This is a genomic window from Geobacillus sp. 46C-IIa (assembly GCF_014679505.1).
Classification (GTDB): Bacteria; Bacillota; Bacilli; order Bacillales; family Anoxybacillaceae; genus Geobacillus.
Window position 1 is genome coordinate 2,224,973 of record NZ_CP061474.1, and the last position, 26,032, is coordinate 2,251,004.

Consider the following 26,032-nt stretch of genomic DNA (forward strand, 5'->3'; position numbering starts at 1 on the left):
CCTGTCTCATCTCTCAGCAAGACTGGCCATGCCAGCACCGTTGCTGAAATCATCAGGCGTGTGTATTCACACCATGTAAAAATATATCATAACCGCCGGCGGTAAATCAAGCTGTTATTCGCCTATTTCGTCCGCTTTTCGGTCAAATTTCAACAGCAGCTCCACTTCCGTTTTTCCTTTTTGCAGCTTTTTGGCAATTTCCTCGACCGATGCCCCTTCGGCATACAGGCGGCGGGCGGCGTCAGCAACGCTAGCGGATGGCGAAAGGTCAAGCACATCTTCGATTGCCTCGATGTCCGGAAAATCATCCGGCGCGCCGCAGACGTTCTGTCCCGTTTTCACGCTTTCCTTCGTTTTTCCTTCCGCCGCGCGTTCATAGCTTTTCACGGGCGATGTGGGCGATGCCGATCCGCTGCTGCCGCTTGCCGCACGCGATGCAAGTGCCGCAAGTTTCGGCGCCGGCGGCTGCTTGGCAGGCTCGGCGGTCATTTTCGTCCGAAGCAGCGCATCGAGCTCGCGGAAAAAACGTTCGTTTTCTTCTTTCCAGAGGGCGAGATGAGCCGCCATCGCCTCTTCGAGCTCTTCAGCCCGCCTTGCCGCGCGCTGTTCCGCCTCGCCAAGCCGCGCGAGGCGCATGTAAAGCAAAATGATGAGCAAAAACGAAAATGCATGCAGCAGCAAACTGATGGTTAGCCAAAATGCTTCCATGATGTTCACTATCCTTTAATATCGATCGTTTTTCCTTTATAAGGGTGGCTTCCAAACCGCGACGCCTCCCACCGAGCGCGCTCGCCTGTCCGCTTATCCGTCACTTGGCGGCGCACCCGCTCCGCCCGCTTTTCGCCGGCCGCCGCCATTTGCGCCTGCACGGCATAAGGGTGGTGCTGCGCGGCGGCATACATGCTTCCCGCTTCGGGCGCTTTAGGCATTACGCTTTGCAGCGCTGGCAGCTGAATATCCACCTTCCCACTCCCTTTCCCCTCTCACCGCTCCTCATCAAAAAAGCGGCGCAGTTTCCACAGCGCTTTGGCGTGAATTTGGGAAATTCTTGATGTGGACAGCTGCAAGAGGCTCCCAATTTCCGTAAACGTCAGTTCTTCTTTGTAAAACAAGCTGATGACAAGCTGCTCTTTTTCATTCAATTGCTCGATACCCGCGGCCAGCTTTTCGATCATCTCTTGCTTGAGCACTTGTTCTTCCGGGAGTGCAACGCGGTCGTCGCGGATCGCGAGCGGCTCGTCCTCCTCTTCACCAACTGTCTGTCCAAGTGAAAGCCAATTGGAAAAAAACGTTTCATTAACCGCCGCCTGCACTTCCTCTTCCGTCATGCCGAGCTCGGCGGCGACTTCTTTCGCTGTCACCGACCGCATGTACCGCTGTTCGAGCCGCTCGGCCGCCTCTTCAATTTTTTTGGCTTTGTCGCGCACGCTGCGCGGCAGCCAATCTTCTTTGCGCAAACCATCGAGGATGGCGCCGCGGATGCGAAACGATGCATATGTGTCAAACTTCAAATCGCGCGATGGGTCAAACTTTTCAAGCGCATCGTACAAGCCGACGAGTCCGTAACTGACCAACTCTTCCCTTGGCACGGAGCTTGGCAGCGTGGCGGAAATCCGCTGCACATGGTAAGAAACGAGCGGCATATAGCGCTCTACAAGCTCCCCGGCCGCATGCCGATCGCGGCCGTTGACCCAGTCGTCCCAATATTTCCGCTCTTTTCCTTTTAGCGCGCTCCCCATCGTTCTCCCCCTCGCCTTGCGGAAACGGCATTATATTTCCTTGATTTCTTGGCTAGCCTTGCGAATGGACAGCATGCCCGTTTGCGGGTTAAACTCAATCGTCCGGCCGCTATGGCCGCCGACATCCTCAGCAACAACCGGAACGTGCAGCCGCTCGAGCTGCCTTTTCACTTCTTCGACGTTGCGCGCACCAATGCGCATCATATCCCCGCCAGCCGAGGAAAACGAAAACATTTGCGCCCCCCCGGCGAGCTTCGCTTTGAGCATCCCTTTTCGGCCGCCGGCGGCGATGACGAGCTTACAAAGCGCTTCAACCGCCGTGTCGGCGTACTTAGCTGCATTGACGACCCCTCCGCGCGCCATTGAGGAATGCGGAAGCATAACATGCGCCATGCCGGCGACCGCTTTTCCGCTGTCATAAATGACGACGCCGACGCACGACCCAAGCCCGCACGTGCGAATGACAGCGGGCGCTGCAACGACTTCCATCTCGGCGATGCCGACTTTGACCGTTTGGATTGTGCTCATCCGCTATCCACACCTAATGCCCGAAAAATGGTGGAAAATGACTCTGGATCGGGGAGGAGAAAGAAATGGCCGTCGATGCTTTCATTTGGCCGCCGCCCGTCGTAAATGGCCGTATCGATCAAAATGGCGTAATCGCCGGCGCGCGACATCTCAAGCAAGCCAAACGACAACACAGCCCCGATCATATCAAGCGCCAGCGCTGGCACGGACGGCTGCAAAGCAAGCTGCGTAAAATCGGCGAGCGCTGACAAATACGAACCGGCTAAAATGTTGCCAAGCTCCTGAAGCGCCGAACATCCGAGCTCATGGGCTTCGCCTTGAAACGAAAACGAGTCGTCGCCGGTCATCCGACGGACAAACCGCTCCGCCTGTTCCGGCGGCAGCACGAAAAACATATTCCCTGGCGCTTCCCCCTCGATGCGCAAATACACACATGCAACGACTTGTTCCGGTCCGCCGATCAGCTCCATCATCTCGGCAAACGTCGCAATTTGCACGCGCGGCACGGCCATTTCAATTTTTTTGTTTAACAGCGTCGACAAGGCGGTCGCCGCGTTTCCAGCCCCGATGTTTCCGATTTCGCGTAAAATGTCGATATGCGCCCCTGTCAAATGGAAAATGTCGCCCAACCGTCAACGCCCCTCTCTGCGATTTATTGATCAAGCACCTTTGCTAAATCAAGCAAAATGAGGAGCCGCCTCTCCATTTTCGCCACCCCGTAAATGTAGGCCGCCTCAACAGCTCCAATTGCCTCCGGCGGCGGCTCGATGCTAGCTCCCGGAATATCGAGAACATCGTTCGCTGCATCGACGATCAGCCCGACTTCGACATCTCCAAGGGTGACAATAATCATCCGCGTCTGTTCTCCGTATGGTTCAGGCGCAAACCCAAACCGCTCGCGCAAATCGATAATCGGCGTCACAACGCCGCGCAAATTGATGACTCCTTTTACATAACGGGCCGTTCCCGGCACGCGCGTAATCGGCTGCATTTTTTCAATCGAACGGACGTGCTGCACCGGTAAAGCGTACTCTTCCTCTTTCAAGCGAAAGGCGATCACTTTCCAGTCTGTCTGAACGCTGGCGCTCATCGGCCACTCCCCCTTTTCCATTGAAAATGTAAACGGAACAAACGATCGTTAGGCGCACCGCCTTTGTTCTTATGTTTCGGCTAACGATGGCGGTGCACCGGTATTTCCCAATAGGACAGCGCCGCCAACGAAGCTTTTTTAATCGGCTGTAAGCTTGCTTTTCAACCGGCCATAGCGGCATCGGCACGCTAGCCGCCGCTTATTTCACGAGCGCATTGCAATCGATAATCAGCGCCACCCGGCCGTCGCCTAAAATCGTCGCCCCGGAAATTGCGAAGACAGAAGATAAATAGTTTCCAAGCGATTTTAGTACTACTTCCTGCTGTCCGATAAATGAGTCGACCGCCAACGCCGCCAGCTTTTCCCCTTTTCGGACGATGACGGCCGCCACCGTATCCCCCTCATCCGATGCGTCCGGCACAGAAAACACGTCTTTCAGCCGGACGAGCGGCACGACTTTGCCGCGGAAATCGATGACCGGCTGGTTATGAGCGGAGAAAATCTCCTCTTTCCTCACTAACGCTGTCTCCATAATCGAGGACAGCGGAATGGCATACGTCTCAGCGGCGATTTGCACGAGCAGCACGGAAATGATCGACAAAGTCAACGGCAGCTGGATAGAAAAGAGCGACCCTTTTCCCGGCTGTGAATCGACGGTCACCGCACCGCCGAGCGATTCGATCGTGCTTTTGACTACATCCAAACCGACACCGCGCCCGGAAATATCGGAAATGTGGTCGGCGGTGGAAAAACCCGGGGCGAAAATGAGCCCATACACTTGCTGATCGGTCAAATGAGCCGCCGCCTCCGGCGAAACGATGCCGCGGGCGATCGCCTTTTGCAGCACTTTCTCCCGGGAAATGCCGGCGCCGTCGTCCTCAATTTCAATAAAGACGTGGTTGCCGCTATGGTAAGCGCGCAGTTTGACCGTCCCTTCCTCCGGTTTTCCGCACGCCACCCGGGCGTCCGGCGATTCAATGCCGTGATCGAGCGCGTTGCGGATCAAATGGACGAGCGGGTCGCCGATTTCATCGATGACCGTCCGGTCAAGCTCCGTTTCCGCTCCGATAATATCAAGGCGCACTTTTTTGCCGAGTTCGCGAGCAAGCTGGCGGACCATGCGCGGAAAGCGGTTGAACACCGTTTCGACCGGCACCATGCGCATGTTTAAAATGATCGTTTGTAAGTCGCTCGAAATGCGCGACATCCGTTCCACTGTTTCCGTCAGTTCAGCATGGTTCAAATCACGGGAAATTTGTTCGAGCCGCCCGCGGTCGACAACGAGTTCCTCAAACAAGTTCATTAACATATCAAGCCGTTCAATGTTGACGCGGATCGTCTTCCCTGCTTGTTTCGCCGCCTGCCTTTCCACCGTCTCCGCTTCAGCCTGCGCCGCCGCTGCTTGTTCAAGGGCGGTGGACGCCGGCAGTTCAGGTGCGGTCTGCTCCCCGCTTTTGGCAGTCGGCTCGTTGACTGCCACTGCGGCGATCTCGACCCCGTCGATTTCAGAAATGCCCATCAGCCGCGTTCGCAGTTCATCCGCCGGCATTTTCGATACGACGGTGACGAGAAACTCTTGGCCAAATTGCTCTTCTTCAAGCATGTCAGCCGGCGGTGTCGATTTTACAATTTCCCCCGCCTCATTGAGCAGTTCAAACACCATATACACGCGCACGGCTTTCAACAGGCAGTCTTCACGAAGGCGGACGCGAATTTCATAGGCGGAAAACCCTTGCTCTTTTGCCTGTTGCAACACATGGTATTCAAACTCCCCGTATGCATGCTCGAGGGGCGGCTTTTCGTCTGCCGCCTGTTTGTCCGGCATCCCGCCCTGCTCGATTCGCTTCAGCAGCTCGACCGTCTCGCTTACATCGCGCTTCCCGTCGCCGCCCGAGGCGATCGACATAATCATCGCCTCCAAATGGTCGACTGCCTGAAAAACAACATCAAGCAGTTCCGGAGTGACGATCAGCTGCCGATTGCGGATGCCATCAAGCACATTCTCTAGTTGGTGCGTCAAATTGGCCAAATCTTCAAACCCCATCGTGGCCGACATTCCTTTTAGCGTATGGGCCGAGCGGAAAATTTCATTAACAAGAGCCATATCGTCCGGAGTTTGTTCGAGTTCAAGCAGCCGCTCGTTGATTGTTTGTAAATGCTCCTTGCTTTCATCAATAAAGATGTCTAAGTATTGATTCATATCCATCCCATGTTCCCCCTCATTCCCCGATCGATTGGACGATGGCGGCGGCGATGCCGTCAAGCGGAGCGATGACATCGATGACGCCGGCCTCGATCGCCGCCCTTGGCATCCCATAAACGATCGCTGTCTCGCGCGCCTCGGCGATCGCTTCCACATCCCCGCTTTCTTTCAGCTTTTTCAACCCCGCCGTCCCATCTGATCCCATTCCGGTCATGATCACCGCCACTATCCGACAGCGGCGAATGGCAGCGAGCGATTCGAACAACACGTCAACGGCCGGGCGATGGCCGGCGCGCGGCAGCGATTCATCGAAACGGGCTTTCAGCACACCGTTTTCCTCGCCGACAACAAGATGAACGCCGCCCGGAGCGATATAAGCGGTGCCGTTTCGCAGCACCTCTCCGTCTTCCGCCTCTTTGACCGTTATGGCCGATAGTGCATTAAGCCGGTTGGCAAGCGATTTCGTAAACCCTTTCGGCATATGTTGGACGATGACGACCGGGGCGGCCAAATGGGGCGGCAGCTGCGTCAGCACCGTTTCGAGAGCGCGCGGGCCGCCGGTTGAGGTGCCGATCGCGACGATCGCTTTTTCGGCGCGCACTGTTTTGGCAGGCGGACGCCAAGGCGCCGCTTTCGGTCGCCGAGCGGCGAGCGCCCTCATGTTCGCTTCGCTCGCGTGCAGCACTTTTCGGATGAGTTCATCCTTCACTTTATATAAATCAAGCGAAATCGGGCCAGACGGTTTCGCCACAAAGTCAACCGCCCCATATTGCATGGCGGCTACCGTATTTTCCGCTCCTTCCTTCGTCGTGCTTGATACCATGACGACCGGCAGCGGCTGCTTCTCCATGATGTGCCGCAATGTTACGAGCCCGTCCATGACCGGCATTTCGACGTCGAGCGTCACAACATCGGGGCGACAAACAGCGATTTTCTCAAGCGCCTCTTGACCATTGCGGGCCGTCCCGATGACTTCAAGGCGCGGATGTTCGGACAAAAAGTCGCTGATCCATTTGCGCATAAACGCCGAGTCATCGACGACAAGCACCTTGATCGTCTTCATTTTCCGTCTCTACCTTTCTAGCAAAAGTTGGCGCAGCTTGGCAAAAAAGCGGTTCGCCCGCTCCGGCCCTTCCTCGCGCCCAGGCGCATAACGAAATGCCATTTGGCGCACCGCCTGGCTCGCCTTCGCCGCAGGGTCAAGCAGCACAAACGGCGTTTGATTGACAACCGCGCGGGCGACCGCCCGATCTTCCGGAACGATGCCAAGCAACGCAATTTCTTTGTTTAAAAACCGGCCGGCGACGTGCTTGAGCCGCTCAAAGACTTCATGCCCTTCCCGCTCCTTGCCGGCGCGGTTGACAATGACAGAAAACGGCGCCTCGCTGCCGGCGGCGTGCATGTATTTCATCATGGCATACGCATCGGTCATGGCGGTCGGCTCCGGCGTTGTCACGACAAACACGTCGTCAACCGACTTCAGAAAATACAACCGTTCCCCTGATGCCCCCGCCCCCATGTCAAAGACGAGATAATCGTACCGTGACGCCACGGCCTGCAGTTCGGTCAAAAAGTAGTCGATGCCAGCCGTATCAAGCGCCTGCCATTGTGCGGCGCCCGTCCCTCCGGCAATGTACGACAGATGCTCCGGCCCGCTTTTCACCAACTCTGAGAGCGGCAGCCGAGCCGAAAGCCAATCGGCCAATGTCAACGACGATGACTGGCCGAGCAAAATATCGATGTTGCCCATGCCGATATCCATATCGAGCAGCAAGACGCGAAACCCGAGCTTAGAGAGCGACAGCGAAAAGTTGAGCGAAAGATTCGATTTGCCGACCCCGCCTTTTCCGCTCGTCACCGCGATGGTTCGCGGTGATGGCTGCTGCCGGAGGCGGCTCAGCTCAAGGCGAAGCCGTTCCGCTTGGTCTTTCACCATCGCTCCGCCCCAAACAACAGGTGAACGAGCCGGTCAGCCGACGCCTCCGTCATGTCGTCCGGCACGTTTTGCCCGTTCGTAAAATAGGCGGCGCCAAGCCGGCTGTCAAGCAACAAGCTGAACACAGCCCCGTACGAGTCGGTCTCGTCGAGTTTGGTAATGATCAGCCGATCGAGCGGCAGACGGGAAAAGCGGTCATAAACGGCTTTCATGTCCTCGTACTTTCCGGTGGCGGCAAGCACGAGAAACGTTTCCGTCTCGCTGTCAAACTCAAGTGTTTGCTGCAATTCAGCCACATATTGCGGATTGCGGAAATTGCGGCCGGCTGTATCCACAAACACGAGGTCGCAATCGGCCAAGTTTCGCTTCGCTGTCCGGAAGTCATCGGCGTTGTAGCATACTGCAAACGGCGCCTGTAAAATATTCGCATACGTCTTCAGCTGGTCGATGGCGGCAATCCGGTACGTGTCCGTTGTAATGAATCCCACTTTTTTCCCTTGTTCAAGCACAGCGCGTCCCGCCATTTTGGCGAGCGTCGTCGTTTTTCCGACTCCGGTCGGGCCGAGCAAAATCACATATTTTTTTTGCCTTGCGGCTTCGGCAAACGGAAGCGGCGACAACATGCCGCGCACCGCCTCTTTCGCCCAGTCGGCGACGGCAGCCGCCGAGCGCCCCCCTTTGTCGGCGTACCACCGTTCAAGCAAGCGATCCATCACCTCACGAACGTAACGTTCTGCCATTCCCTGACGCACAAGCCGCCGCTCCGCTTCAGCAAGCGGCGGGGGATACACTAACGAAGGCGGGCGGCTGGCCAACTGGAGGATGAGCGTTTTCACTTCCTGCAGCTCCCCTGCAAGCAAACCACTCGTCTCCTCCTGCCTGACGGCCGATGGCAAGTCAGCTGGCGCCGCCGCAGCTGGCGAACGCGGCAATGGATCGGGGTCAACGCCGGCTAACACTTCGATCTTTTTTTTCGCAAACAGGCCGAAAAATCCGCCGGTATGGATCACTTTTGAATGTAAAATGACGGCATCGCGGCCGAGCTCGGCGCGAACCATTTTCATCGCTTCGTTCATGGACGGGGCGACAAACTTTTTCACTTTCATTCGATTTCCACCATCCCCACGCTTTGGACTTCGACGTCAGCTTCGAGCTCGTTGTACGACAGCACCGGGATCGTTGGGAAATGGCGCTCGGTCAGCTGGCGGACGTACATGCGCACCGCCGGAGAACAGAGCAAAATCGGCGTTTGGCCGGCGAACGGATAGCGGTCAAGCGCCTGGGCCACCGCCTCAACGAACATCTGCGCCCGCGTCGGGTCAAGAGCCAAATAGCGGCCATGCTCCGTTTGCTGCACGGCATCGGCGATGATTTTCTCCGCCCTGCCGGACAACGTCATGACGCGCAGCGGCTCGCCCGGCACGGCGTATTGGCCGGTAATTTGCCGCGCCAGCGCTTGGCGGACATATTCGGTCAACAAATCGGTGTCGCCGGTCAAGCGGCCAACATCGGCGAGCGTCTCAAAAATAAGCGGCAAGTTGCGGATCGACACTTTCTCTTTCAGCAGTTTGGCAAGCACTTTTTGAACGTCGCCGATCGACAGCGGATTCGGCGTCACATCATCAACAAGCACCGGGTACGACTCTTTCAAATGATCGATCAGCTGCTTCGTTTCTTGGCGGCCGAGCAACTCATGAGCATGAGCCTTAAGCACTTCCGTCAAATGCGTTGAGACGACCGACGGCGGGTCAACAACCGTATAACCGAGCATTTCAGCGCGGTCTTTCATCGCTTCGGAAATCCATTTCGCCGGCAGGCCGAACGCCGGCTCGACCGTTTCAATGCCGTCGACTGAATGATCATCGACGCCGGGGCTCATCGCCAAATAATGGTCAAGCAGCAGCTCGCCGCGCGCCACTTCCTCGCCTTTAATTTTCACCCGGTATTCGTTCGGCTGAAGCTGAATGTTATCGCGGATGCGCACGACCGGGACGACGATGCCGAGCTCAAGCGCGAGCTGGCGGCGGATCATGACGATCCGGTCGAGCAAATCGCCGCCCTGGGCCGCATCAGCGAGCGGAATGAGGGCATAACCAAACTCAAACTCAATCGGGTCGACATGCAACAGTTGGATGACGCTTTCTGGGCTTTTCAATTCGTCCGCTGCCGCCGTTTCCTCTTCCGGCCCGGCGCCGGCCGCTTCCTCCTGTTGTTGGCGCCCGGCAAACCGGTAGCCGCCGAGCGCCAACAGCCCGGCAATCGGCATCGTCAACACGTCGCTAATCGGCGTAAACAAGCCGAGCAAGAAAATCGTTCCGGCAGTGACGTACAACATTTTCGGAAAAGCAAACAGCTGGCGCATAATATCGCCGCTTAAGTTGCTGTCGGACGCCGCACGCGTGACGATGATGCCGGTCGCGGTCGAAATCAGCAGAGCCGGAATTTGGCTTACAATTCCATCACCGACCGTCAGCAGCGTATAGCGTTTCGCCGCCTCAGCCATATCCATCCCTTGCTCAACGACGCCGATGACCATGCCAAACAACATATTGATCATGACGATAATAATCCCGGCGATGGCGTCGCCCTTGACGAACTTGCTCGCCCCGTCCATGGCGCCGTAAAAATCAGCCTCTTGAGCGATCTTTTCCCGCCGCTGCCGCGCTTCCTGCTCTGAGATCATGCCGGCGTTTAAATCCGCGTCAATGCTCATTTGTTTTCCCGGCATCGCATCGAGCGTAAAGCGGGCCGCCACCTCAGAGACGCGCTCCGACCCTTTCGTAATGACGATGAACTGGATAATGATTAAAATTAAAAACACAACAAATCCGACGACGACATCGCCGCCGACGACGAACGTCCCGAACGTTTCGACGACGCCGCCCGCCTCCCCTTTGCTTAAAATCGAGCGGGTCGTCGAGACGTTCAACCCTAATCGGAACAAGGTCAGCACTAAAAGCAATGACGGAAAAATGGAAAATTCAAGCGGTTCTTTCGTATTCATCGCTGTCAGCAAAACGAGCAAGGCGAGCGAAATATTGACGATGATCAAAACGCTGAGCAGCCATGTCGGCAACGGGATGACGAGCATGGCGACGATGAGCACGACCATTAACAGAACTGAAAAATCTTTCCATTGCGCTTGCATGCTTTTCTCTCCTTGCTGCTACACATTTCGTTTGAGCCGATAAACGTACGCCAAAACTTCCGCCACCGCTTTAAAAAACGCCTCCGGAATCATATCGCCGACCTCCGCCTGCCGATAAAGCGCCTGAGCGAGCGGACGGTTCTCAACGGTGACGACACCGTTGGCTTTGGCGATTTCCTTAATTCTTAAGGCGACATAGTCCGCCCCTTTCGCCACAACGAGCGGCGCTTCCATTTTTCCGTCTTCATACTTGAGCGCGACCGCATAATGGGTCGGGTTCGTAATGACAACATCTGCGTTCGGCACCTCTTGCATCATCCGTTTCATCGCCATTTCCCGCTGTTTCTGTTTGATGCGCGATTTGATGAGCGGGTCGCCTTCCGTCTTTTTATACTCATCTTTAATGTCCTGCTTCGACATGCGAATGTTTTTCTCAAATTCAAACCGCTGGTACAAATAGTCAAACAACGCTAAAAACAAGAGCGCCGCCGCGGCATACAGCCCCATTTTCACCGTCAAGCCGCCAATGACCGCGAGCATGGCACCCGGCGGTTTCGAAGCAAGCGCCATGAGCTCGTTTCGTCCGGAAAGCAACAGCGCAAAGACAATTGCGCCAATGATCCCAGCTTTTAGCACTGATTTCAACAGTTCGACAATGGCGCGCAGCGAAAAGAGCCGCTTCATTCCTTGCACCGGGTTGAGCCGGTTCCAGTCCATTTTCAGCGGTTCAACAGTAAAAAGAGCGCCGATTTGCAAAAAGTTGGCCAGCCCGGCCGCCAGCACGGCAGCGGCAAAAAACGGAGCCAAAAGGAGCGCCGCATGGCGGAGCCAGTCAAGAAACAGCAGGTGAAGCGAATCGATCGTCAACGGAACGGACGCGTAATCGGACAGCGCGCGGGCGAACAGGCGCAGCAAGCCATCACGTTCGTACTCCCCCGCCAAAGACAAGGTGAGAAACGTTGCAAGCAAGACGGCGGCGGCAACGGCGTCACCGCTTTTCGCCACCTGCCCTTTTTCCCGCACTTCTTGCCGTTTGCGCGGCGTCGCCTTTTCCGTTTTTTCTCCCGCAAAAAATTGCAAATCAAGCCGCCAGCGGCCCATCTTACGCGCCTCCCAACAACCGCATAAACTCGCGCAGCGACGCAAACATGAGCTGAAACAGTTCACGGGCGGAAAGCAAAATTCCGCCGATCGCTGCAAACAGGAGCAAAAACGCCGCCGCCGTCTTGAGCGAAAAACCGACGGCAAAAATGTTCATTTGCGGCACGGCGCGGGCGATGATGCCAAGCGCCACATCGACTAAAAAGAGCGCTCCGACAAGCGGGGCGGCCATTTGCACGGCGATGGCAAACATCGCAGCGAACGCGCGAACCGCATACTCGACCGCCCGCCCGTCGGCAATATGCGGCCATCCGTCGAGCGGCAGCCAGCGATAGCTGTAAAACATGCCATCCAGCAACAGATGGTGACCGTCAAGCGACAGCAACAACAAAAGCGCCAGCGAGTGAAGGTATTGGCCTAAGAGCGGGCTTTGCGCCCCGGTTTGCGGATCAATGACATTGGCGATGGCAAACCCGATTTGAAAGTCAATCAACCCGCCGGCCATTTGCACCGCCGCCATAACGGTCGCCGCGATTAGTCCAAGCGCCAGTCCGACGAGCACCTCTTTAAAGATCAGCAGCATATACACATCATTGAGTGGCAGCGTCGGTTTGGGCACCGCCAAAAACAACAACCAGCTGAAAAAAAACGCCAACCCGATTTTATACGAAGCCGGCACCGTCCGATATGAAAAGAGCGGCATCGCAGCAAAAAACGAAGCGGTGCGGGCGAAAATAAGCAAAAACGCCGGAAAGTGAGTCCATAATTGTTCCATGATCGATCAGCCTATAAAGGAAGCCAAATGGTTGAAAATATCATGGGCGTACGACACCATTTTCGAGAGCATCCACGGCCCGAACAACACAAACCCGAGCAGGACGGCGACAATTTTCGGCACAAAGGCGAGCGTCTGCTCTTGAATTTGCGTCGCCGCTTGAAAAATGCTGACGACAAGCCCGACAACAAGCGATAGCAACAAGAGCGGACCGCAGACAATCAACACGATATAAACACCTTGCTCAGCAAGGCGAATGACCAAATCGGCACTCATGGACGCCACCTATCTTTATTGAAAACTTTGCAGCAATGATTTGACGACTAAGTGCCAGCCGTCAACAAGAACAAACAGCAAAATTTTAAACGGCAGCGAAATCATCACCGGCGGCAGCATCATCATTCCCATCGACATTAAGACGCTGGCGACGATCATGTCGATGACTAAAAACGGAATAAAAATCATAAAGCCCATTTGAAACGCCGTCTTCAGCTCGCTAATCGCAAACGCCGGCACGAGCGCGGTGAGCGGAATGTCGTTGACCGTTTTCGGCTGTTCGGCGCCGCTGTATGATAAAAAGAGCGCTAAATCCTGCTGCCTTGTATGCTTGCTCATAAACTGCTTAAGCGGCACGGCGGCACGTTCGTATGCCTCATCCAAATCAATTTTTTCGGCGAATAGCGGCTGCAGCGCCTGGTCGTTAATTTCTTTCCACGTCGGCGCCATAATGAAAAACGTTAAAAACAATGCCAACCCGATCAACACTTGGTTCGGCGGCATTTGCTGCGTGCCGAGCGACGTGCGCACGAACGACAAGACGATGACAATGCGCGTAAAACAAGTCATCATAATTAAAATGCCGGGGGCAATCGACAAAACGGTGAGCAGCAGCAGCAATTTCACCGATGTCGACACATGCTCGGGAGCCATGGAATTAAACATATGGACAAATTCATTCATCGCCGGCCGTTCCTTCCTTTTTCAGCCGACTAAGCCATTCGTTTCGCTTTTCGGCCATTTGTTTCATTTCCTCGGCAAACAGCGCCGAAAATGAAGGAGACGGGCCGCCTTCCGATTTTGTTTTTGACGCCCAATACTCGCGGAGACGGGAGCCGAAGCGGCTGAAATCAGCCATCCGTTCAAGCCGTTCGTTATGTTGCGCCAGCAGCTCATTAATCTCGTTTTCATCGCTAATTTCCCGCAATAGTTGAATCGAATCGCCGACGCCGATCACAAGCAGCCGGTTGCCGACTTTAATGAGCTGGACGGAACGATTCGCTCCGACGCTCGTCCCACCAAGGTGTTCGATGACACCTTTTTGACTGGAAACGAACGGCTGGCGGCGGGAAAGCCATTTCAGCAGCACATAAAGAAGAATGAGGACAAAGGCGGTCGCCCCGATGAGCCGGAGCACATCGGAAGCAGAAACGGCATCAACCGATTGGCCGGACGATTGCATCTGTTGCCCGGCCGGCGCTGACGGCCCGCACGCGTCCGGGTGCTGCAGGCAGTCGGCGACCGTCGGGCTTTGGGCCGCCGATGCCGGCGGTGCGCTCAATACGATGGCTGCCATAAACAGCGCTGCCGCCCATCGCCATATTGACATCAATATGATCCTCCTCTGGTCGCTTATCCGATCGTTTTGTTAATCGCTTCAATGACGCGGTCCGCCTGAAACGGCTTGACAACGAAATCTTTCGCCCCCGCTTGAATGGCGTCAATCACCATCGCCTGCTGCCCCATCGCTGAGCACATAATGACTTTGGCGTTGCTGTCGATTTTTTTGATTTCTTTCAACGCTGTAATCCCGTCCATCTCCGGCATCGTAATGTCCATCGTCACAATGTCAGGGCGCGTCTCTTTATATTTTTCGATCGCCTGCCGACCGTCGGCCGCTTCGGCAACGACCTCATGCCCATTTTTTGTCAAAATGTCTTTAATCATCATCCGCATAAACGCGGCATCATCGACGACAAGTATTCTTGCCATGTCCGCCTACCTCCTGTAATGCCTATTATTTTAGCCGTTTTAGCCGATCGCTTTGACTGACAATGTCGGTGATGCGCACACCGAAGTTTTCGTCGATCACGACGACTTCGCCTTTCGCGATCAGTTTGTTGTTGACAAAAATATCGACTGGTTCGCCCGCTAGCTTGTCGAGCTCAATGATCGATCCGGCCGACAGCTGCAAAATTTCCTGCACCGAGCGCCTCGTCCGCCCAAGTTCGACCGTCACTTGCAGCGGCACATCAAACAGCAGCTCTAAATTGCGCGCCTCCGTTGCGGCAAGCGGCGGATCGTCGAGCTCCGCAAAATCAGCCGCTTGAATATGCCGCGCGTCCATGCCTGTTTCTTCCTTCGAACGCCCCGTCACCTCATTTGTAAAACGGCTCGCCGCCGGGGCGTAAGCAGGCGCCGGTTGCGGCTCTTCGAGCGGCGCCGCGCCCGCGGGCGATGGTTCAAGTTTGTTCTCTTGGCTTTCCACCGCTCCGGCCGCCTCAGCCGGCGAACCGAGCAGATGAGCGACGAGCTCCTTGGCGAAATCAATCGGCAACAGCTGCATAATGTTCGAGTCAATTAAAGCCCCGATTTTCAGCCGGAACGACACTTTAATGAACAAGTCCTCGTCCGGCAAATATTCCAATCCTTTTCCTTCAGCCAAATCGAGAAGATGGAGCGTCGGCGGAGAAATGTCAACACGTTTCCCAAAAACAGTTGACATTGATGTCGCCGCTGAGCCCATCATTTGATTCATGGCCTCCTGGACTGCGCTCAGCTGAATCTCGCCAAGCGAACTGTCGGCTGCCGTTCCGTCGCCGCCAAGCATTAAATCCGCAATAATGGCCGCATCTTGCTGCCTTATAACAAGCAAATTCGTCCCGAGAAACCCTTCCGTATAATTGACTTGGATGGCGACGTACGGCTGCGGAAACTCATCGGCAACACTTGTCCGCTCAATGACAGACACGCTCGGTGTTGTAATTTCCACTTTTTGGTTCAACAACATCGACAGCGCCGTCGCTGAACTGCCGAATGAAATATTGCCCACTTCCCCAAGGGCATCCTGCTCGAGCGGGGTGAAAATATCGTGAAGCGCCGGAACGTGATCGCTATTGTCCATTCCGCGCAGTAAAGCATCGATTTCATCTTGCGACAACATTCCATCATTCATCATGGTTTTCTTCGCCCCCCTCGATCATCGCTAAAATTTGCACCGCCAGCTTTTTGTTCCGCTTCCCCGGCTGGCCGATAAATTTCGGGATATGGCCGATTTTGACCACAAGCGGTTCATGAATCGACTGCTCGAGCTCGATGACGTCCCCCACCTCGAGCTGAAGAAATTCGCCGACGGTGACGACCGCTGTGCCAAGCTCGGCGACAATCGGCAATTGGGCCGTGCGGATGCGCCGTTCGATTCGTCCCGCCTCCTCAGGAGAACGCTCTTTTTTTTGCGCCTGCATCCAGTAATGCACCGACAGCCGCGGCATAATCGGCTCTAAGACGACATGCGGGATGCAAACATTCATCATGCCGCGCGCCTCGCCAATCTGCGTGTTGAGCGAAATGACAACGACCGTGTCGTTCGGCGCGATCATGCGCAAAAATTGCGGATTGACCTCAAAATTAACGAACAGCGGATCGACCTCAGCCACCGACTCCCACGCATCGCGCCAATGAACAAACGCTTTGTCAAACAGGCCGGACATGATGCGCGTTTCAATTTCGGTTAGATGATCCACTTTGTCCATGCTGGCGCCGCGGCCGCCCATCACCCGATCGAGCATGGCATAAGCGATGTTCGGATTCACCTCAAGCAGCACATGCCCGTCTAGCGGCGGCACTTCAAAAACGTTAATGATCGTCATCTTTGGAATGGAACGGACGAACTCCTCGTAAGGAATTTGGTCAGCCGACGCGACCGAGATTTGCACGTATGTGCGCAATTGGGCGGAAAAAAATGTCGTCAACAGGCGAGCAAAGTTTTCATGAATGCGCGTCAAGCTGCGGATTTGGTCTTTGGAAAACCGAAGCGCCCGCCGGAAATCATATGTTTTGACGCGCCTCCCTTCCTCTTCCTTCTTGAGTTCTTCCGCGCTCATTTCCCCAGCGGAAAGCGCGGCAAGCAACGCGTCAATTTCACTTTGCGACAGTACTTCCCCGGCTGTCATGTCACCTTCCCCCTTTAGATGGCAGGCTACTGGAGGATAAAGGAGGTAATGTAGACGTTCTCCACTTTTCCTTCCTGCATCAATGCGTTAATGTCTTGCTTGAGCCGCTCTTTCAGCGCCGCCATTCCTTCCTTTCCTTTAAAGTCGGCCGCCTTCATTTCTGAAAGCTGCTCGATGATCGCATCTTTAATTTGAAAATCGCGTTTCTCCGCCTCTTCTTTTCCTTTATCGCTGTCGGTCTGGATTTTGAATGATATTTTAATATAACGCCCGTCAGCTAAATTCGTCGTCATTTCCGGAATGTCGATCGAGCTTTCGGCTAGCTCATCAGCGCTTGGCTCCCCTTGCTTTTCGCCGCCCGCCATTTTCATTACCGCCACGAGCGCTACGGTGCCAGCTAAAGCGATCATCGCTAGCATGATGACCATCGTTTTGATTACTTTATTCCCTTTCACGATCCAGTCCTCCTGCTTCCGATAAGCGAAACACACCGACCTGTCGGTAAAATTCGCTTGCGAGCGCCGCGACTTGTTCGACCGTTTCGCGAACAACAAACTTTTTCCCATTTGTCAGCGTCACAGTCGTGTCGGGAAACGCTTCAATTTGCTCGATGTAAAGCGCGTTAAGCACAAACCGTTTACCGTTGAGCCTCGTTAACGAAATCATCGGTGAACGGGCGTTAGGAGTCTGCTAACGCCCTTCCTCCTATTCTATTTTTTCAAGTTGACCAACTCTTGCAAAATTTCATCCGATGTTGTAATGATGCGCGTATTCGCCTGGAACCCGCGCTGGGCGACAATCATTTCGGTAAATTCTTCAGCAAGGTCGACGTTGGACATTTCTAGCGTGCCGGAAACAATCGTGCCCGTTCCGCTTTGCCCCGGCGGATAGGCGATCCATTGATTCGGATTGTTTGGGTCGATGATTGTGCCGGAATTGGCTGTTTCACGGAACAAGCTCCCCCCCACCTTTTCCAAACCATCATTATTTGGGAATTTGGCCAGCCGAATTCGCCCCGCAATCTGCAAAACGCCATCTGCATCCACATAATTTACAACTCCATCAGCCCCGATACTAATGCTTTGCGCATTGGTGGGGATCGAAATACGTTCCCGATTTCCCGTGAAAGCCCCGTTACTATAGCCTTCACCGACAAGATATAATCCATCGCTATTCACAATATATCCTTGTCTATCTAAATAAAAGTTTCCAGCCCGTGTAAACAGCGGATTACTCAGGTTCCCGTTGTTTAGTTCACCGACAATAAAAAACCCATCTCCCGAAATCGCTAAGTCAAGCACGCGCCCTGTTGTTTGTAAACTCCCCGATGTATGGATAGTGTCGATCGCAGCGAGCTGCGAGCCTAAACCGACTTGTTTCGGGTTCGTGCCGCCAAGGCCGCCGCTTGGCCCACTCGCACCAGAGATCGTTTGACTCATTAAATCTTTAAAAATTGTTCTTCCTTTTTTAAATCCATACGTGTTGACATTGGCAATGTTGTTGCCGATCACATCCAGCTTCGTTTGGAAATTGCGCATGGCGCCAATACCGGAATACATGGAACGAAGCACTGGTTTCCCCTCCCCTTCATCCTTTTTGTTCGACTCTTGTAACTGTATCAGCAGCGATCGTCGTTCCGTTATTCAGCTCGAGGACAATTTGTCCATCTTGTTGCACGACCGATTGCACGACCGCACTCATTGTTGAATCATCCTCTTGCCAATATACCGTTTTACCGATCCACTCGCTGTAGCGCAAAAGCGCGTCGCGTCCGCTTGTTTGCATCCATTGTTGCATGAGATCAGTGATGTTCATCATTTGCTCGAGAGACGAAAAACTCGCCATTTGTGCGATAAAGTCTTTATCTTCCAACGGATTGAGCGGATCTTGATTTTGCAGCTGGGCGAGCAAAATCTTTAGAAAGTCATCTTTCCCTAAAATGCGATCGCCCGTTTTCCGTTCCGGCTGGGCAGCGTTGGCCATCCATAAATTTGAATCAATTGTGTTTATTGCCATCCTCAACCCCCCTATGCATCCGCCTCAATCCCGTCTAACGCAAACGGGGAAGAAGGCGATGATTCCTGCTTTTGTTCCTGCTGTGACTCGCCATGTTGGCGGCCGCCTTGGCGCTTCTCGGAATGCGGCGGCATGGCAGAACCTTCAAAATCGGTCCAAACCGTCCATTTTTCGACGGTGATGTGGCTCGCATCGAGCAGCTGGGCGAGCTGCGGCAGATGAGCATAAAGCAGCTCTTTTACGGCGTCATTTGACACAAGCAGTTTGGCGGCGAGCTTCCCGCCTTCGTGCACCATTTTCACGGTAACCGTCCCAAGATGTTCCGGGTGGAGACGGATGACGAGCTGCGTTGCACCATTTGGCAGCTTCATCCACCGCCCCAACCGCAAGGCGCGGGCGACTTGATCAATCAGAGAACTGCCGTTATCGGCTTCCGCTCTGCTTGCCCGGCTATCCGAACTGGCGGGAACCGACGACAGTGAGACGATGTTTGCCGAAACAGTCATATGACCCTCCGGCTGGAAACGATTCTCTCTATGCGGCCCATGACGAACCTCATATTCCGCCGGCTGAACCCGCAACGAAAAGAAAGATTCGACCGATGCGTTTTTGCCGTTTAACTTTCTCCCCTCTTCACCGATATTCCCATCTGGCCGCCTGTTTCCCAGCCCGGCATCAGTCAACTCGCTGTGACTATCAGCGGCTTGGAACAAACGTTGATTCGTAGAAACCTGTATGTTTTCAACTCTCTCACCAGCCAATTCGGTTTCTCTATGATCAAACGGCAGCAGCGGGTTTCTTATGTTCCTGCCGTTTGCGTCCGCAACAACGAAAGAAACATGATTTCCGCTTTCCCCATCGACTGCTGCCGGCAACTGATCATGGCTCCCTTTCGCCACGCTTTGAGCGGAAAAGCTTCCTTCCGCCTGCATGGCCATAACAGGCAGCCAAGCTAGTTCCGCCTGCTCATCCGTTTTTCTCGTTTTATTTTCTGACAAAGATGGCGATTGAGCCGCCTCTGTTTCAACTGAATCTGTCTCGGTCTGCCTGCGCGCAAGCAGCGCCGCGAACGCGCCGGTTGTCTCCGTTTCCTTTTTTGACATCGCCGGCGTCATTTCAACGCCTGTAGAGCGCAACAAGCTTGCTGCGATCGTCGCCTTCATTCAGCCGCCTCCTCTCCCATCGCCCATTTGCGCAACGACGAAAGCAAGTTCGCCGCTTGTTCAATCGGCATTTGTTCCAAAATGGCTGCTGCCTTGTCTCCATCGATACGGCTCAACACAGCGAGCGCCTCGTCGTCCGACAGCTCGGCTAAAATGGCAGCCGCCTGTTTTTCTGACATCGCCCCGTACATCGCGGCCACATCATCCGTCGTCACGGCGGGCTTGGCAACGTGATCGGCTTGTTCGGTCGAGTCCTCATCTGGCGCCGATAAGCGGGCGATTTCATGCTCTTTTACGGTTAATTCGTTTTGGAGCTGCCGAATTTGTTTTTTCTGGTTCTCAATCATCTCTTTTTGCTGTTTGATCGTCCTTTGCTGCGCCGCGATCGTTTTCGCCAGCTCTTTCTCCTTCTTTTTCCAGTCGATCCATTCGGACACAAACGGCACGTTCGCTGTCCATTGTTTTGTTTTTGCCGCCACATCGATGCCGGCCACTTTGACGATTAACAAGAGGAAGAAGGCGGCAAATAAACTTGGGATCACAATGACGAACAAGATCCATTGCCACCAGCTTGACCTTTCTTCTTGTTGGACTTTGCTTGCCATCTACAACTCCCCTTGCCGTGCAAAACGCTGAACAGCCATTTCGTCAAGAAAGCGGCTTTCTGCCTCTTTCTCGCGTTGCTCCGTCCATCGCCGCACACGTTCGCGCATTTTCTCATATTTTTTCACTTCTATGTTCAATTCGATCAGGCGTTGCTGCCGACGCTGCATCTGCTCGCGCGCTTGCATGACGATGAGCTGGTAATGATCAATGGACCGCTGTAAATTGCTGATATATTGCAACATATGGCGAATCGCGCCGATCGATAAGCCGGTCCGCAGCTGTTCATCTCTCGCCGCTTCGCATTTTTCTTTTTCCTTGAGCAAGTGATACAGCGCTTCGGCCGCTTGTTCAAACCGGCGAACCGCCTCTTCGTACTCGCCAAGCGCCTTCTCTTTTTCTTTTTCTTTCATCGTCAATACTTTTTGGAGTCGGAATGTTGGCGCCACGCCTGCTCACCCTTTCAGCGTCCGAAAGTTTCGCCTCAACTCATCCCTCTGACGCCATTAGGCGAAAGAGGGCATCAATGCTTTCAGCGCGCGTCGTTTTTTCGTCGATCTCCTGACGGCAAAACGCCATAATTTGCGGATAAAATTGAATCGCCTCATCAATTTCTCGAGAAGATCCACGTTTGTACGCCCCTATTTGAATTAAGTCCTCCGAATCGATATAAGTAGAGAGAAGGCGGCGAAGCCGATTGGCCGCTTCGCGATGCTCTGCGCTAATGATGTGGGGCATGACGCGGCTCACGCTTTTGAGCACGTTAATGGCCGGGTATTGCCCTTTATTGGCCAGTTGACGATCAAGCACAAAATGGCCGTCTAAAATGCCGCGCACCGCATCGGCAATCGGCTCATTCATATCGTCGCCGTCGACAAGCACCGTATAAAAAGCGGTGATCGTGCCTGAAGCGTTTGCCCCCGCCCGCTCAAGCAGCTTCGGCAGCAAGGCGAATACCGACGGTGTATATCCTTTCGTTGTCGGAGGCTCGCCGATAGCGAGACCGATCTCCCGCTGCGCCATCGCAACGCGGGTGACCGAGTCCATCATCAACATGACATCCGTTCCTTGGTCGCGGAAATATTCAGCGATTGCCGTCGCGGTGTACGCTCCTTTGACACGCATGAGCGCCGGCTGGTCCGAGGTGGCGACGACGACAACCGAACGGGCCAAGCCTTCCGGGCCGAGGTCGCGCTCCAAAAATTCACGCACTTCGCGGCCGCGCTCGCCGATTAAGGCAATGACGTTCACATCGGCCGACGTGCGGCGGGCGACCATTCCCATGAGCGTGCTCTTGCCGACCCCGGAGCCGGCAAAAATGCCGACACGCTGACCTTTGCCGACCGCGAGCAAGCTGTCGATGACGCGCACGCCGACCTCAAGCGGCTCGGCAATCGGCGGCCGGGTGAGCGGGTTCGGCGGATCGCGTTCGACCGATACCGGCTTCAGCCCAGGCGGCAGCGCACTTCCGTCAAGCGGTCGGCCGAGCGGGTCAAGGACCGCGCCAATGAGCGCATCGCCAACGTATACTTCAAGCGGCTTACCGGTCGCCTCAACGAGGCAGCCGGGAGCGATATGCGCCATAGAGGAAAAGGGCATAAGCAAGACGTGCTGCTCATGAAAGCCGACGACTTCCGCAGGAATTTTTCGGCCGCCGCTCGCTTCGTGAATGTAACAAAGGTCGCCGATCGAGCTTTCCGGCCCTTTCGATTCGGTCATTAATCCGATGACACGCGATACTTTGCCGAACCGTTTATACAAATCAACGGCGACGATTTCATCAAGAAGCGCCTGCCAGTTCAGCGGACATTCCCTCCTTCAGCCGCCTGTAGAGCGCCTCGCGCAGCCGTTCAAGCTGCGTATCTACGCTGGCATCGACGCGTCCGAACGGCGTTTCTACAAGGCAGCCGTATTCCGGCAGTGTATCGTCCGGGTAAATAAATAAATCGACGTGGTGCGGAAAAACGGATCGCAGCATCTCTTGCTGGCTGGCTACTATTTCATAGCAATGCGGGTGCACATAAACGGCGACCTCCGTCTGCCGGCGCACTTCGTGCAGCACTTGGCGCACGAGCGGCAAAAACGCGCCTCGGTCGTTCTCGAGCGTCACACCGATGATGCGTTCGGCCGCCTTTAACGCCACTTCAAGCATCGTTTCTGCCGTCGACTCGAGCCGGGCATAAAACTCGTCATTGGCCCGTTCTGCTAAGCGCCGGGCTTGTTCGATCCATTCGCGATGCTCGCTCAGCGCTTCGTCGCGCCCAGCGGCATAGCCGTCTTCATACCCTTGAGCGCGCGCCTCCCGCATGAGCCGCTCTTTCTCGTGCCGCCATTGCTCTTGTTCGCGGGCCAGCTGTTCGTGCACTGCCGCATAATATTGTTCAGCTTGGCGGCGAAGCTCGGCCACCTCCTCTTTGGCCGCGGCGATCGCTTCCAGTTCCCGTTGCCGATCATCCGCAGATGGCGGGACATTCGGAACATAACGCTGCACGGCGATCGTCTTTTTGCCGGTGCGGGCCGTCACTGCCGGCGCTTTAATGACGTTAGACAATAATATCATCTCCTCCCCCGCGGGCGATGACGATTTCCCCTGTCTCCTCGAGACGGCGGATCACCGCGACGATGCGCGACTGCGCTTCTTCCACATCGCGCAGCCGGACCGGGCCCATATATTCCATCTCTTCTTTAAACGTCTCGGCCATTCTTGTTGACATGTTGCGGAAGACGATGTCTTTCACTTCATCGCTCGCCACTTTCAGCGCCAGCATGAGGTCGTTGTTGTCCACTTCGCGGATGACCCGCTGAATGGCGCGGTTATCAAGCGTTACGATGTCTTCAAAGACGAACATCCGCTTTTTGATTTCTTCGGCCAGTTCCGGGTCTTGAATTTCCAAAGCGTCTAGTATCGTCCGCTCCGTGCTCCGATCAACTTGGTTTAACACTTCAACAACCGCCTCAATGCCGCCGGCCTGCGTATAATCTTGCACAACGGTCGCCGACAGCCGCCGCTCGAGAATTTGCTCGACCTCGCTAATAATTTCCGGCGACGTGCTGTCCATCAGCGCAATGCGCCGAGCGACGTCAGCCTGCATCTCCTGCGGCAGCGCCGATAAAATTTGCCCCGCCTGCGCCGGCTCCAAATACGAGAGAATAAGCGCGATCGTTTGCGGATGTTCGTTTTGAATAAAGTTTAGCAGTTGCATCGGATCGGCTTTGCGGGCGAAATCAAACGGCCGCACCATAAGCGCCGATGTCAAGCGGTTAATAATGTTCATCGCCTTGTCCGGGCCGAGCGCCTTTTCAAGCACTTCTTTCGCGTAGGCGATGCCGCCTTGGGCGATGTAGTCTTGCGCCAAAGCAAGCTGGCGAAACTCCTCGAGCACCTCTTCTTTTTGTTCGGACGTCACTTGGCGGACGTTGGAAATTTCGAGCGTCAGCTTTTCGATCTCTTCTTCCGACAAATGTTTATAGACGGAGGCCGACACGTCTGGGCCGAGGGAAATGAGCAGGATGGCCGCTTTTTGCCTGCCCGACAGCCCGCCTTTCCGTTCGCGCTTTGCCATACGCCGTTCCTCCTACTCCTCTGATAGCCACGTTTTTAATAGTTTGGCAAACTCATCCGGCTTTTCTTTCGCCAGCCGTTCAAGCTGCCGGCGGCGCAGTTTCTCCTCCGTCTCCGGCGGTTTCGGCAGCTCCGGCTCTGCCGAAAGCGGCGGGGCGAATACGAGCTCGTCTTCCTCTTCCTCGTCTTCGCGGCGGCGACGCAGCCAGAAGAACAACAGCAGGGCGATCAGCAACAGCGCCCCCGCTCCCGCCGCATACCACCACCATGCCGGACGAACCGGCGCCGATTCGGTGAATGTCGGCTTTCCGTTAAACTTTTGCACCGAGACGACGATGCGGCTGTTGATGTCTTCGTCAGTCAATGGTTGTGCTTCGCTTTTGTCAATCGATGTTCGGACGATCGTTCCTAATATTTTCTGAATATCGTTGACCGCCTCCGGCGGCAGTGAGTTCGGGTCGTCCGGATTGGGCGGCTCGACCATCACTTGAATGCCTAAGTCGCGAATTTTATATGGACTTTCCACGATTTGTTTTTTAATTTTGTTCACTTCGTTGTTGACGGTTTCCTCGGTCCGCTCATAATCGCCGTTCGTCGCACCGTTTGCCCCCTGGTAGCCCGGCGTTTCGTTCGTGCCCGTTCCGGCGATGCCGCCCGGCGGCGCCCCGCTTCCCGAATACGTTTCTTTAATGCGCTGCACGCTGACGGCAATTCCTTCATTGTTCTCCTCGTCAACAGGAGCGACTAAGTTTTCTTCCCGCTTTTCTTGCGTAAAGTCGACGTCAGCCGTTACGGAAACGACGACTTTGTCCTGTCCCATCATCGCGCCAAGCATTTGCTGCACTTGACGTTGGATGTCGCGTTCGATTTGTTTTTTGATTTGTTGCTGCGAAGCGAATGTCGTCCCTGTCGAATTTTCGCCGTCATTTTTTAAATCAAAATACTCAAAAAACTGATTCATAATGACGATATTATCTGTAGAGAGGTTCGGAACACTTTTGGCGACGAGGTGGTACAGCGCCCGAATTTGCTCGTCGCTGAACTGATAGCCCGGCTTCGTCTTCAGCACAATCGAAGCCGAGGCTTCTCCTTTTTCATCGAAAACAAATACGCTCGGCTGCGGAAGGTTGATCATTACTTTCGCATCCTCGACGCCGTCGATCGTTTTCATTAAGTTGGCGAGTTCGGTTTGCATCGCCTTCAACTTGACCATAGTAAACTCGTTATCGGTCATGCCGAAGCTCGCGTTTTGGCCAAAAAACGAATAGTCGATGACCCCACTGTTCGGAATGCCTTCAGCGGCCAGCTCCACTTTCAACGCATCGACTTGCTCTTTCGGCACTTTGATTGTCGTGCCGCCATCGGCCACTTCCGCCGGAACGCCGCGCCCATCGAGCGTCGCTTTAATTTGCCCGGCTTCTTGCGGTGTTAGATTGCTATATAGTGGCGCCATTTCCGTCCTCATGGCAAAAAACATTCCAATGCCGATGGCAAAAAGCGCTACCGCCGTCCCGCCTATGACGAGCTGTTTCTGTTTTTTCGTCCGTTCTTGCCAAAACGCACGAGCGCGGCCCCACCACTCTTTCCATTTGCTGTCCATACGATTCCTCCGATCATCCAGCCGTACAGCCGTTTGCCGCCATCGCCCGGCAATGGCGGCAGCCTCTATATGTATTTCAGCTTATGGCCGCTACAACGGCATGCGCATCATTTCTTGATACGCCTCGATCGCCTTGTTGCGGATCTCAAGTGTCAGCTGCAGCGTAATGCTCGCCTTTTGCGCGGCGATCATCACATCATGCAATTGGACGTTCTCTCCGCGGACGAGTTTTTCCGTCAGCGCGTCCGCTTGAATTTGCGCGTCGTTTACATTGTTGAGCGCCTCTTTCAAAAAAGCGGCAAACTGTTTTTGCACCGCGGCCGGCTTTACCGGGCTCTGGGCGGCGGCCGCCGGCGTCAGCCCGACGCGGCTTGCTCCGTCGATCATGGCATATCCTCC

31 protein-coding genes are annotated in these 26,032 nt (G+C 54.9%); all 31 read right to left on the reverse strand.

Annotated elements, in window-relative coordinates; translation table 11 throughout:
• Positions 1 to 114: 114 nt before the first annotated feature.
• The 31 genes from IC803_RS10950 to fliE all read right to left on the reverse strand — a co-directional run bounded on the left by IC803_RS10950 (position 115) and on the right by fliE (position 26,020).
• Positions 115 to 708 (reverse strand): hypothetical protein, encoded by a 594-nt coding sequence (locus tag IC803_RS10950; protein WP_081206895.1) that lies wholly within the window; start codon positions 706 to 708, stop codon positions 115 to 117.
• An 8-nt stretch (positions 709 to 716) separates the two neighbouring features.
• A complete protein-coding gene (locus IC803_RS10955) occupies positions 717 to 962 on the reverse strand; it encodes a hypothetical protein (protein ID WP_081206894.1) in 246 nt (81 codons plus the stop codon).
• Between the two features lie 21 nt (positions 963 to 983).
• On the reverse strand, positions 984 to 1,739 hold the full coding sequence (locus tag IC803_RS10960) for a FliA/WhiG family RNA polymerase sigma factor (RefSeq protein ID WP_081206893.1): 756 nt from the start codon (positions 1,737 to 1,739) through the stop codon (positions 984 to 986).
• A gap of 30 nt (positions 1,740 to 1,769) precedes the next feature.
• Complete coding sequence (locus IC803_RS10965) at positions 1,770 to 2,267, reverse strand: chemotaxis protein CheD (RefSeq protein WP_081206892.1); 498 nt, start codon at positions 2,265 to 2,267, stop codon at positions 1,770 to 1,772.
• A complete protein-coding gene (locus IC803_RS10970; RefSeq protein WP_081206891.1) occupies positions 2,264 to 2,896 on the reverse strand; it encodes a chemotaxis protein CheC in 633 nt (210 codons plus the stop codon). The genes IC803_RS10965 and IC803_RS10970 overlap by 4 nt, the downstream gene beginning before the upstream one ends.
• Positions 2,897 to 2,919: 23 nt before the next feature.
• Entirely contained in the window at positions 2,920 to 3,357 is a 438-nt protein-coding gene (locus tag IC803_RS10975) for a chemotaxis protein CheW (protein ID WP_081206890.1), read from the reverse strand.
• Positions 3,358 to 3,556: 199 nt separating this feature from the next.
• Positions 3,557 to 5,563, reverse strand: a complete 2,007-nt coding sequence (locus IC803_RS10980) for a chemotaxis protein CheA (RefSeq protein WP_081206889.1) — start codon at positions 5,561 to 5,563, stop codon at positions 3,557 to 3,559.
• A gap of 13 nt (positions 5,564 to 5,576) precedes the next feature.
• Positions 5,577 to 6,623: a protein-glutamate methylesterase/protein-glutamine glutaminase gene (locus IC803_RS10985; protein ID WP_081206888.1), complete on the reverse strand. Its 1,047-nt coding sequence runs from the start codon at positions 6,621 to 6,623 to the stop codon at positions 5,577 to 5,579.
• A gap of 9 nt (positions 6,624 to 6,632) precedes the next feature.
• Positions 6,633 to 7,496 carry a MinD/ParA family protein gene (locus IC803_RS10990; RefSeq protein ID WP_081206887.1) on the reverse strand — a complete coding sequence of 288 codons (864 nt, stop codon included), beginning with the start codon at positions 7,494 to 7,496 and terminating at the stop codon, positions 6,633 to 6,635.
• Positions 7,490 to 8,602: a flagellar biosynthesis GTPase FlhF gene (flhF, locus tag IC803_RS10995; protein WP_081206886.1), complete on the reverse strand. Its 1,113-nt coding sequence runs from the start codon at positions 8,600 to 8,602 to the stop codon at positions 7,490 to 7,492. The genes IC803_RS10990 and flhF overlap by 7 nt, the downstream gene beginning before the upstream one ends.
• The gene (gene flhA, locus IC803_RS11000) at positions 8,599 to 10,644 is read right to left on the reverse strand and encodes a flagellar biosynthesis protein FlhA (RefSeq protein WP_081206885.1); all 2,046 of its coding nucleotides are present in this window, start codon (positions 10,642 to 10,644) and stop codon (positions 8,599 to 8,601) included. Before flhA ends, flhF begins: the two co-directional genes overlap by 4 nt.
• A gap of 18 nt (positions 10,645 to 10,662) precedes the next feature.
• Positions 10,663 to 11,745 carry a flagellar biosynthesis protein FlhB gene (gene flhB, locus IC803_RS11005; RefSeq protein ID WP_081206884.1) on the reverse strand — a complete coding sequence of 361 codons (1,083 nt, stop codon included), beginning with the start codon at positions 11,743 to 11,745 and terminating at the stop codon, positions 10,663 to 10,665.
• 1 nt (position 11,746) lies between these two features.
• The gene (gene fliR, locus IC803_RS11010; RefSeq protein ID WP_081206883.1) at positions 11,747 to 12,520 is read right to left on the reverse strand and encodes a flagellar biosynthetic protein FliR; all 774 of its coding nucleotides are present in this window, start codon (positions 12,518 to 12,520) and stop codon (positions 11,747 to 11,749) included.
• Between the two features lie 6 nt (positions 12,521 to 12,526).
• Positions 12,527 to 12,796, reverse strand: coding sequence for a flagellar biosynthesis protein FliQ (gene fliQ / locus IC803_RS11015; RefSeq protein WP_081206882.1), 270 nt, complete (start codon positions 12,794 to 12,796; stop codon positions 12,527 to 12,529).
• Positions 12,797 to 12,811: 15 nt separating this feature from the next.
• The gene (gene fliP / locus IC803_RS11020; RefSeq protein WP_081206881.1) at positions 12,812 to 13,480 is read right to left on the reverse strand and encodes a flagellar type III secretion system pore protein FliP; all 669 of its coding nucleotides are present in this window, start codon (positions 13,478 to 13,480) and stop codon (positions 12,812 to 12,814) included.
• Positions 13,473 to 14,126 carry a flagella biosynthesis regulatory protein FliZ gene (fliZ, locus tag IC803_RS11025; RefSeq protein ID WP_081206880.1) on the reverse strand — a complete coding sequence of 218 codons (654 nt, stop codon included), beginning with the start codon at positions 14,124 to 14,126 and terminating at the stop codon, positions 13,473 to 13,475. The genes fliP and fliZ overlap by 8 nt, the downstream gene beginning before the upstream one ends.
• Before the next feature lie 23 nt (positions 14,127 to 14,149).
• The gene (locus tag IC803_RS11030; RefSeq protein ID WP_063166286.1) at positions 14,150 to 14,509 is read right to left on the reverse strand and encodes a response regulator; all 360 of its coding nucleotides are present in this window, start codon (positions 14,507 to 14,509) and stop codon (positions 14,150 to 14,152) included.
• A 25-nt stretch (positions 14,510 to 14,534) separates the two neighbouring features.
• Entirely contained in the window at positions 14,535 to 15,695 is a 1,161-nt protein-coding gene (gene fliY, locus IC803_RS11035; RefSeq protein ID WP_081206879.1) for a flagellar motor switch phosphatase FliY, read from the reverse strand.
• Positions 15,685 to 16,689 carry a flagellar motor switch protein FliM gene (gene fliM, locus IC803_RS11040; protein ID WP_081206878.1) on the reverse strand — a complete coding sequence of 335 codons (1,005 nt, stop codon included), beginning with the start codon at positions 16,687 to 16,689 and terminating at the stop codon, positions 15,685 to 15,687. Before fliM ends, fliY begins: the two co-directional genes overlap by 11 nt.
• Before the next feature lie 26 nt (positions 16,690 to 16,715).
• Entirely contained in the window at positions 16,716 to 17,144 is a 429-nt protein-coding gene (gene fliL, locus IC803_RS11045; protein ID WP_081206877.1) for a flagellar basal body-associated protein FliL, read from the reverse strand.
• A complete protein-coding gene (locus IC803_RS11050) occupies positions 17,131 to 17,355 on the reverse strand; it encodes a flagellar FlbD family protein (RefSeq protein ID WP_081206876.1) in 225 nt (74 codons plus the stop codon). Before IC803_RS11050 ends, fliL begins: the two co-directional genes overlap by 14 nt.
• 44 nt (positions 17,356 to 17,399) lie before the next feature.
• On the reverse strand, positions 17,400 to 18,260 hold the full coding sequence (flgG, locus tag IC803_RS11055) for a flagellar basal body rod protein FlgG (RefSeq protein WP_081206875.1): 861 nt from the start codon (positions 18,258 to 18,260) through the stop codon (positions 17,400 to 17,402).
• A 16-nt stretch (positions 18,261 to 18,276) separates the two neighbouring features.
• A complete protein-coding gene (gene flgD, locus IC803_RS11060) occupies positions 18,277 to 18,705 on the reverse strand; it encodes a flagellar hook assembly protein FlgD (RefSeq protein WP_081206874.1) in 429 nt (142 codons plus the stop codon).
• Positions 18,706 to 18,716: 11 nt separating this feature from the next.
• Positions 18,717 to 19,868 carry a flagellar hook-length control protein FliK gene (locus IC803_RS11065; RefSeq protein ID WP_081206873.1) on the reverse strand — a complete coding sequence of 384 codons (1,152 nt, stop codon included), beginning with the start codon at positions 19,866 to 19,868 and terminating at the stop codon, positions 18,717 to 18,719.
• Positions 19,865 to 20,473, reverse strand: a complete 609-nt coding sequence (locus IC803_RS11070; RefSeq protein WP_081206872.1) for a MotE family protein — start codon at positions 20,471 to 20,473, stop codon at positions 19,865 to 19,867. Before IC803_RS11070 ends, IC803_RS11065 begins: the two co-directional genes overlap by 4 nt.
• On the reverse strand, positions 20,474 to 20,920 hold the full coding sequence (fliJ, locus tag IC803_RS11075; RefSeq protein WP_081206871.1) for a flagellar export protein FliJ: 447 nt from the start codon (positions 20,918 to 20,920) through the stop codon (positions 20,474 to 20,476). It lies immediately after the preceding gene.
• A gap of 40 nt (positions 20,921 to 20,960) precedes the next feature.
• Positions 20,961 to 22,232, reverse strand: coding sequence for a flagellar protein export ATPase FliI (gene fliI / locus IC803_RS11080; protein WP_233134449.1), 1,272 nt, complete (start codon positions 22,230 to 22,232; stop codon positions 20,961 to 20,963).
• A gap of 19 nt (positions 22,233 to 22,251) precedes the next feature.
• On the reverse strand, positions 22,252 to 23,031 hold the full coding sequence (gene fliH / locus IC803_RS11085) for a flagellar assembly protein FliH (RefSeq protein WP_081206869.1): 780 nt from the start codon (positions 23,029 to 23,031) through the stop codon (positions 22,252 to 22,254).
• Positions 23,015 to 24,034: a flagellar motor switch protein FliG gene (gene fliG, locus IC803_RS11090; RefSeq protein ID WP_081206868.1), complete on the reverse strand. Its 1,020-nt coding sequence runs from the start codon at positions 24,032 to 24,034 to the stop codon at positions 23,015 to 23,017. Before fliG ends, fliH begins: the two co-directional genes overlap by 17 nt.
• A 12-nt stretch (positions 24,035 to 24,046) precedes the next feature.
• Positions 24,047 to 25,633, reverse strand: coding sequence for a flagellar basal-body MS-ring/collar protein FliF (gene fliF, locus IC803_RS11095; protein ID WP_081206867.1), 1,587 nt, complete (start codon positions 25,631 to 25,633; stop codon positions 24,047 to 24,049).
• 90 nt (positions 25,634 to 25,723) lie between these two features.
• Positions 25,724 to 26,020, reverse strand: a complete 297-nt coding sequence (gene fliE, locus IC803_RS11100) for a flagellar hook-basal body complex protein FliE (protein ID WP_081206866.1) — start codon at positions 26,018 to 26,020, stop codon at positions 25,724 to 25,726.
• Positions 26,021 to 26,032 lie beyond the last annotated feature (12 nt).

Excerpts from the sequence above, each read along its gene's own strand:
- IC803_RS10950 (WP_081206895.1), bottom strand. The coding sequence starts at position 708 with ATGGAAGCATTTTGGCTAACCATCAGTTTGCTGCTGCATGCATTTTCG.
- IC803_RS10965 (WP_081206892.1), bottom strand. The coding sequence starts at position 2,267 with ATGAGCACAATCCAAACGGTCAAAGTCGGCATCGCCGAGATGGAAGTC.
- fliY (WP_081206879.1), bottom strand. The coding sequence starts at position 15,695 with ATGATGAATGATGGAATGTTGTCGCAAGATGAAATCGATGCTTTACTG.
- fliH (WP_081206869.1), bottom strand. The coding sequence starts at position 23,031 with ATGATATTATTGTCTAACGTCATTAAAGCGCCGGCAGTGACGGCCCGC.
- IC803_RS11030 (WP_063166286.1), bottom strand. The coding sequence starts at position 14,509 with ATGGCAAGAATACTTGTCGTCGATGATGCCGCGTTTATGCGGATGATG.
- IC803_RS10990 (WP_081206887.1), bottom strand. The coding sequence starts at position 7,496 with ATGGTGAAAGACCAAGCGGAACGGCTTCGCCTTGAGCTGAGCCGCCTC.
- fliP (WP_081206881.1), bottom strand. The coding sequence starts at position 13,480 with ATGAATGAATTTGTCCATATGTTTAATTCCATGGCTCCCGAGCATGTG.
- IC803_RS11065 (WP_081206873.1), bottom strand. The coding sequence starts at position 19,868 with ATGAAGGCGACGATCGCAGCAAGCTTGTTGCGCTCTACAGGCGTTGAA.
- flhA (WP_081206885.1), bottom strand. The coding sequence starts at position 10,644 with ATGCAAGCGCAATGGAAAGATTTTTCAGTTCTGTTAATGGTCGTGCTC.
- flgD (WP_081206874.1), bottom strand. The coding sequence starts at position 18,705 with ATGGCAATAAACACAATTGATTCAAATTTATGGATGGCCAACGCTGCC.
- flhB (WP_081206884.1), bottom strand. The coding sequence starts at position 11,745 with ATGGGCCGCTGGCGGCTTGATTTGCAATTTTTTGCGGGAGAAAAAACG.
- fliF (WP_081206867.1), bottom strand. The coding sequence starts at position 25,633 with ATGGACAGCAAATGGAAAGAGTGGTGGGGCCGCGCTCGTGCGTTTTGG.
- fliQ (WP_081206882.1), bottom strand. The coding sequence starts at position 12,796 with ATGAGTGCCGATTTGGTCATTCGCCTTGCTGAGCAAGGTGTTTATATC.
- flhF (WP_081206886.1), bottom strand. The coding sequence starts at position 8,602 with ATGAAAGTGAAAAAGTTTGTCGCCCCGTCCATGAACGAAGCGATGAAA.
- IC803_RS10985 (WP_081206888.1), bottom strand. The coding sequence starts at position 6,623 with ATGAAGACGATCAAGGTGCTTGTCGTCGATGACTCGGCGTTTATGCGC.
- IC803_RS10960 (WP_081206893.1), bottom strand. The coding sequence starts at position 1,739 with ATGGGGAGCGCGCTAAAAGGAAAAGAGCGGAAATATTGGGACGACTGG.
- fliE (WP_081206866.1), bottom strand. The coding sequence starts at position 26,020 with ATGATCGACGGAGCAAGCCGCGTCGGGCTGACGCCGGCGGCCGCCGCC.
- fliZ (WP_081206880.1), bottom strand. The coding sequence starts at position 14,126 with ATGTCAATATGGCGATGGGCGGCAGCGCTGTTTATGGCAGCCATCGTA.
- fliM (WP_081206878.1), bottom strand. The coding sequence starts at position 16,689 with ATGACAGCCGGGGAAGTACTGTCGCAAAGTGAAATTGACGCGTTGCTT.
- IC803_RS10980 (WP_081206889.1), bottom strand. The coding sequence starts at position 5,563 with ATGGATATGAATCAATACTTAGACATCTTTATTGATGAAAGCAAGGAG.
- fliG (WP_081206868.1), bottom strand. The coding sequence starts at position 24,034 with ATGGCAAAGCGCGAACGGAAAGGCGGGCTGTCGGGCAGGCAAAAAGCG.
- IC803_RS11050 (WP_081206876.1), bottom strand. The coding sequence starts at position 17,355 with ATGATTTCGTTAACGAGGCTCAACGGTAAACGGTTTGTGCTTAACGCG.
- IC803_RS11070 (WP_081206872.1), bottom strand. The coding sequence starts at position 20,473 with ATGGCAAGCAAAGTCCAACAAGAAGAAAGGTCAAGCTGGTGGCAATGG.
- IC803_RS10975 (WP_081206890.1), bottom strand. The coding sequence starts at position 3,357 with ATGAGCGCCAGCGTTCAGACAGACTGGAAAGTGATCGCCTTTCGCTTG.
- fliR (WP_081206883.1), bottom strand. The coding sequence starts at position 12,520 with ATGGAACAATTATGGACTCACTTTCCGGCGTTTTTGCTTATTTTCGCC.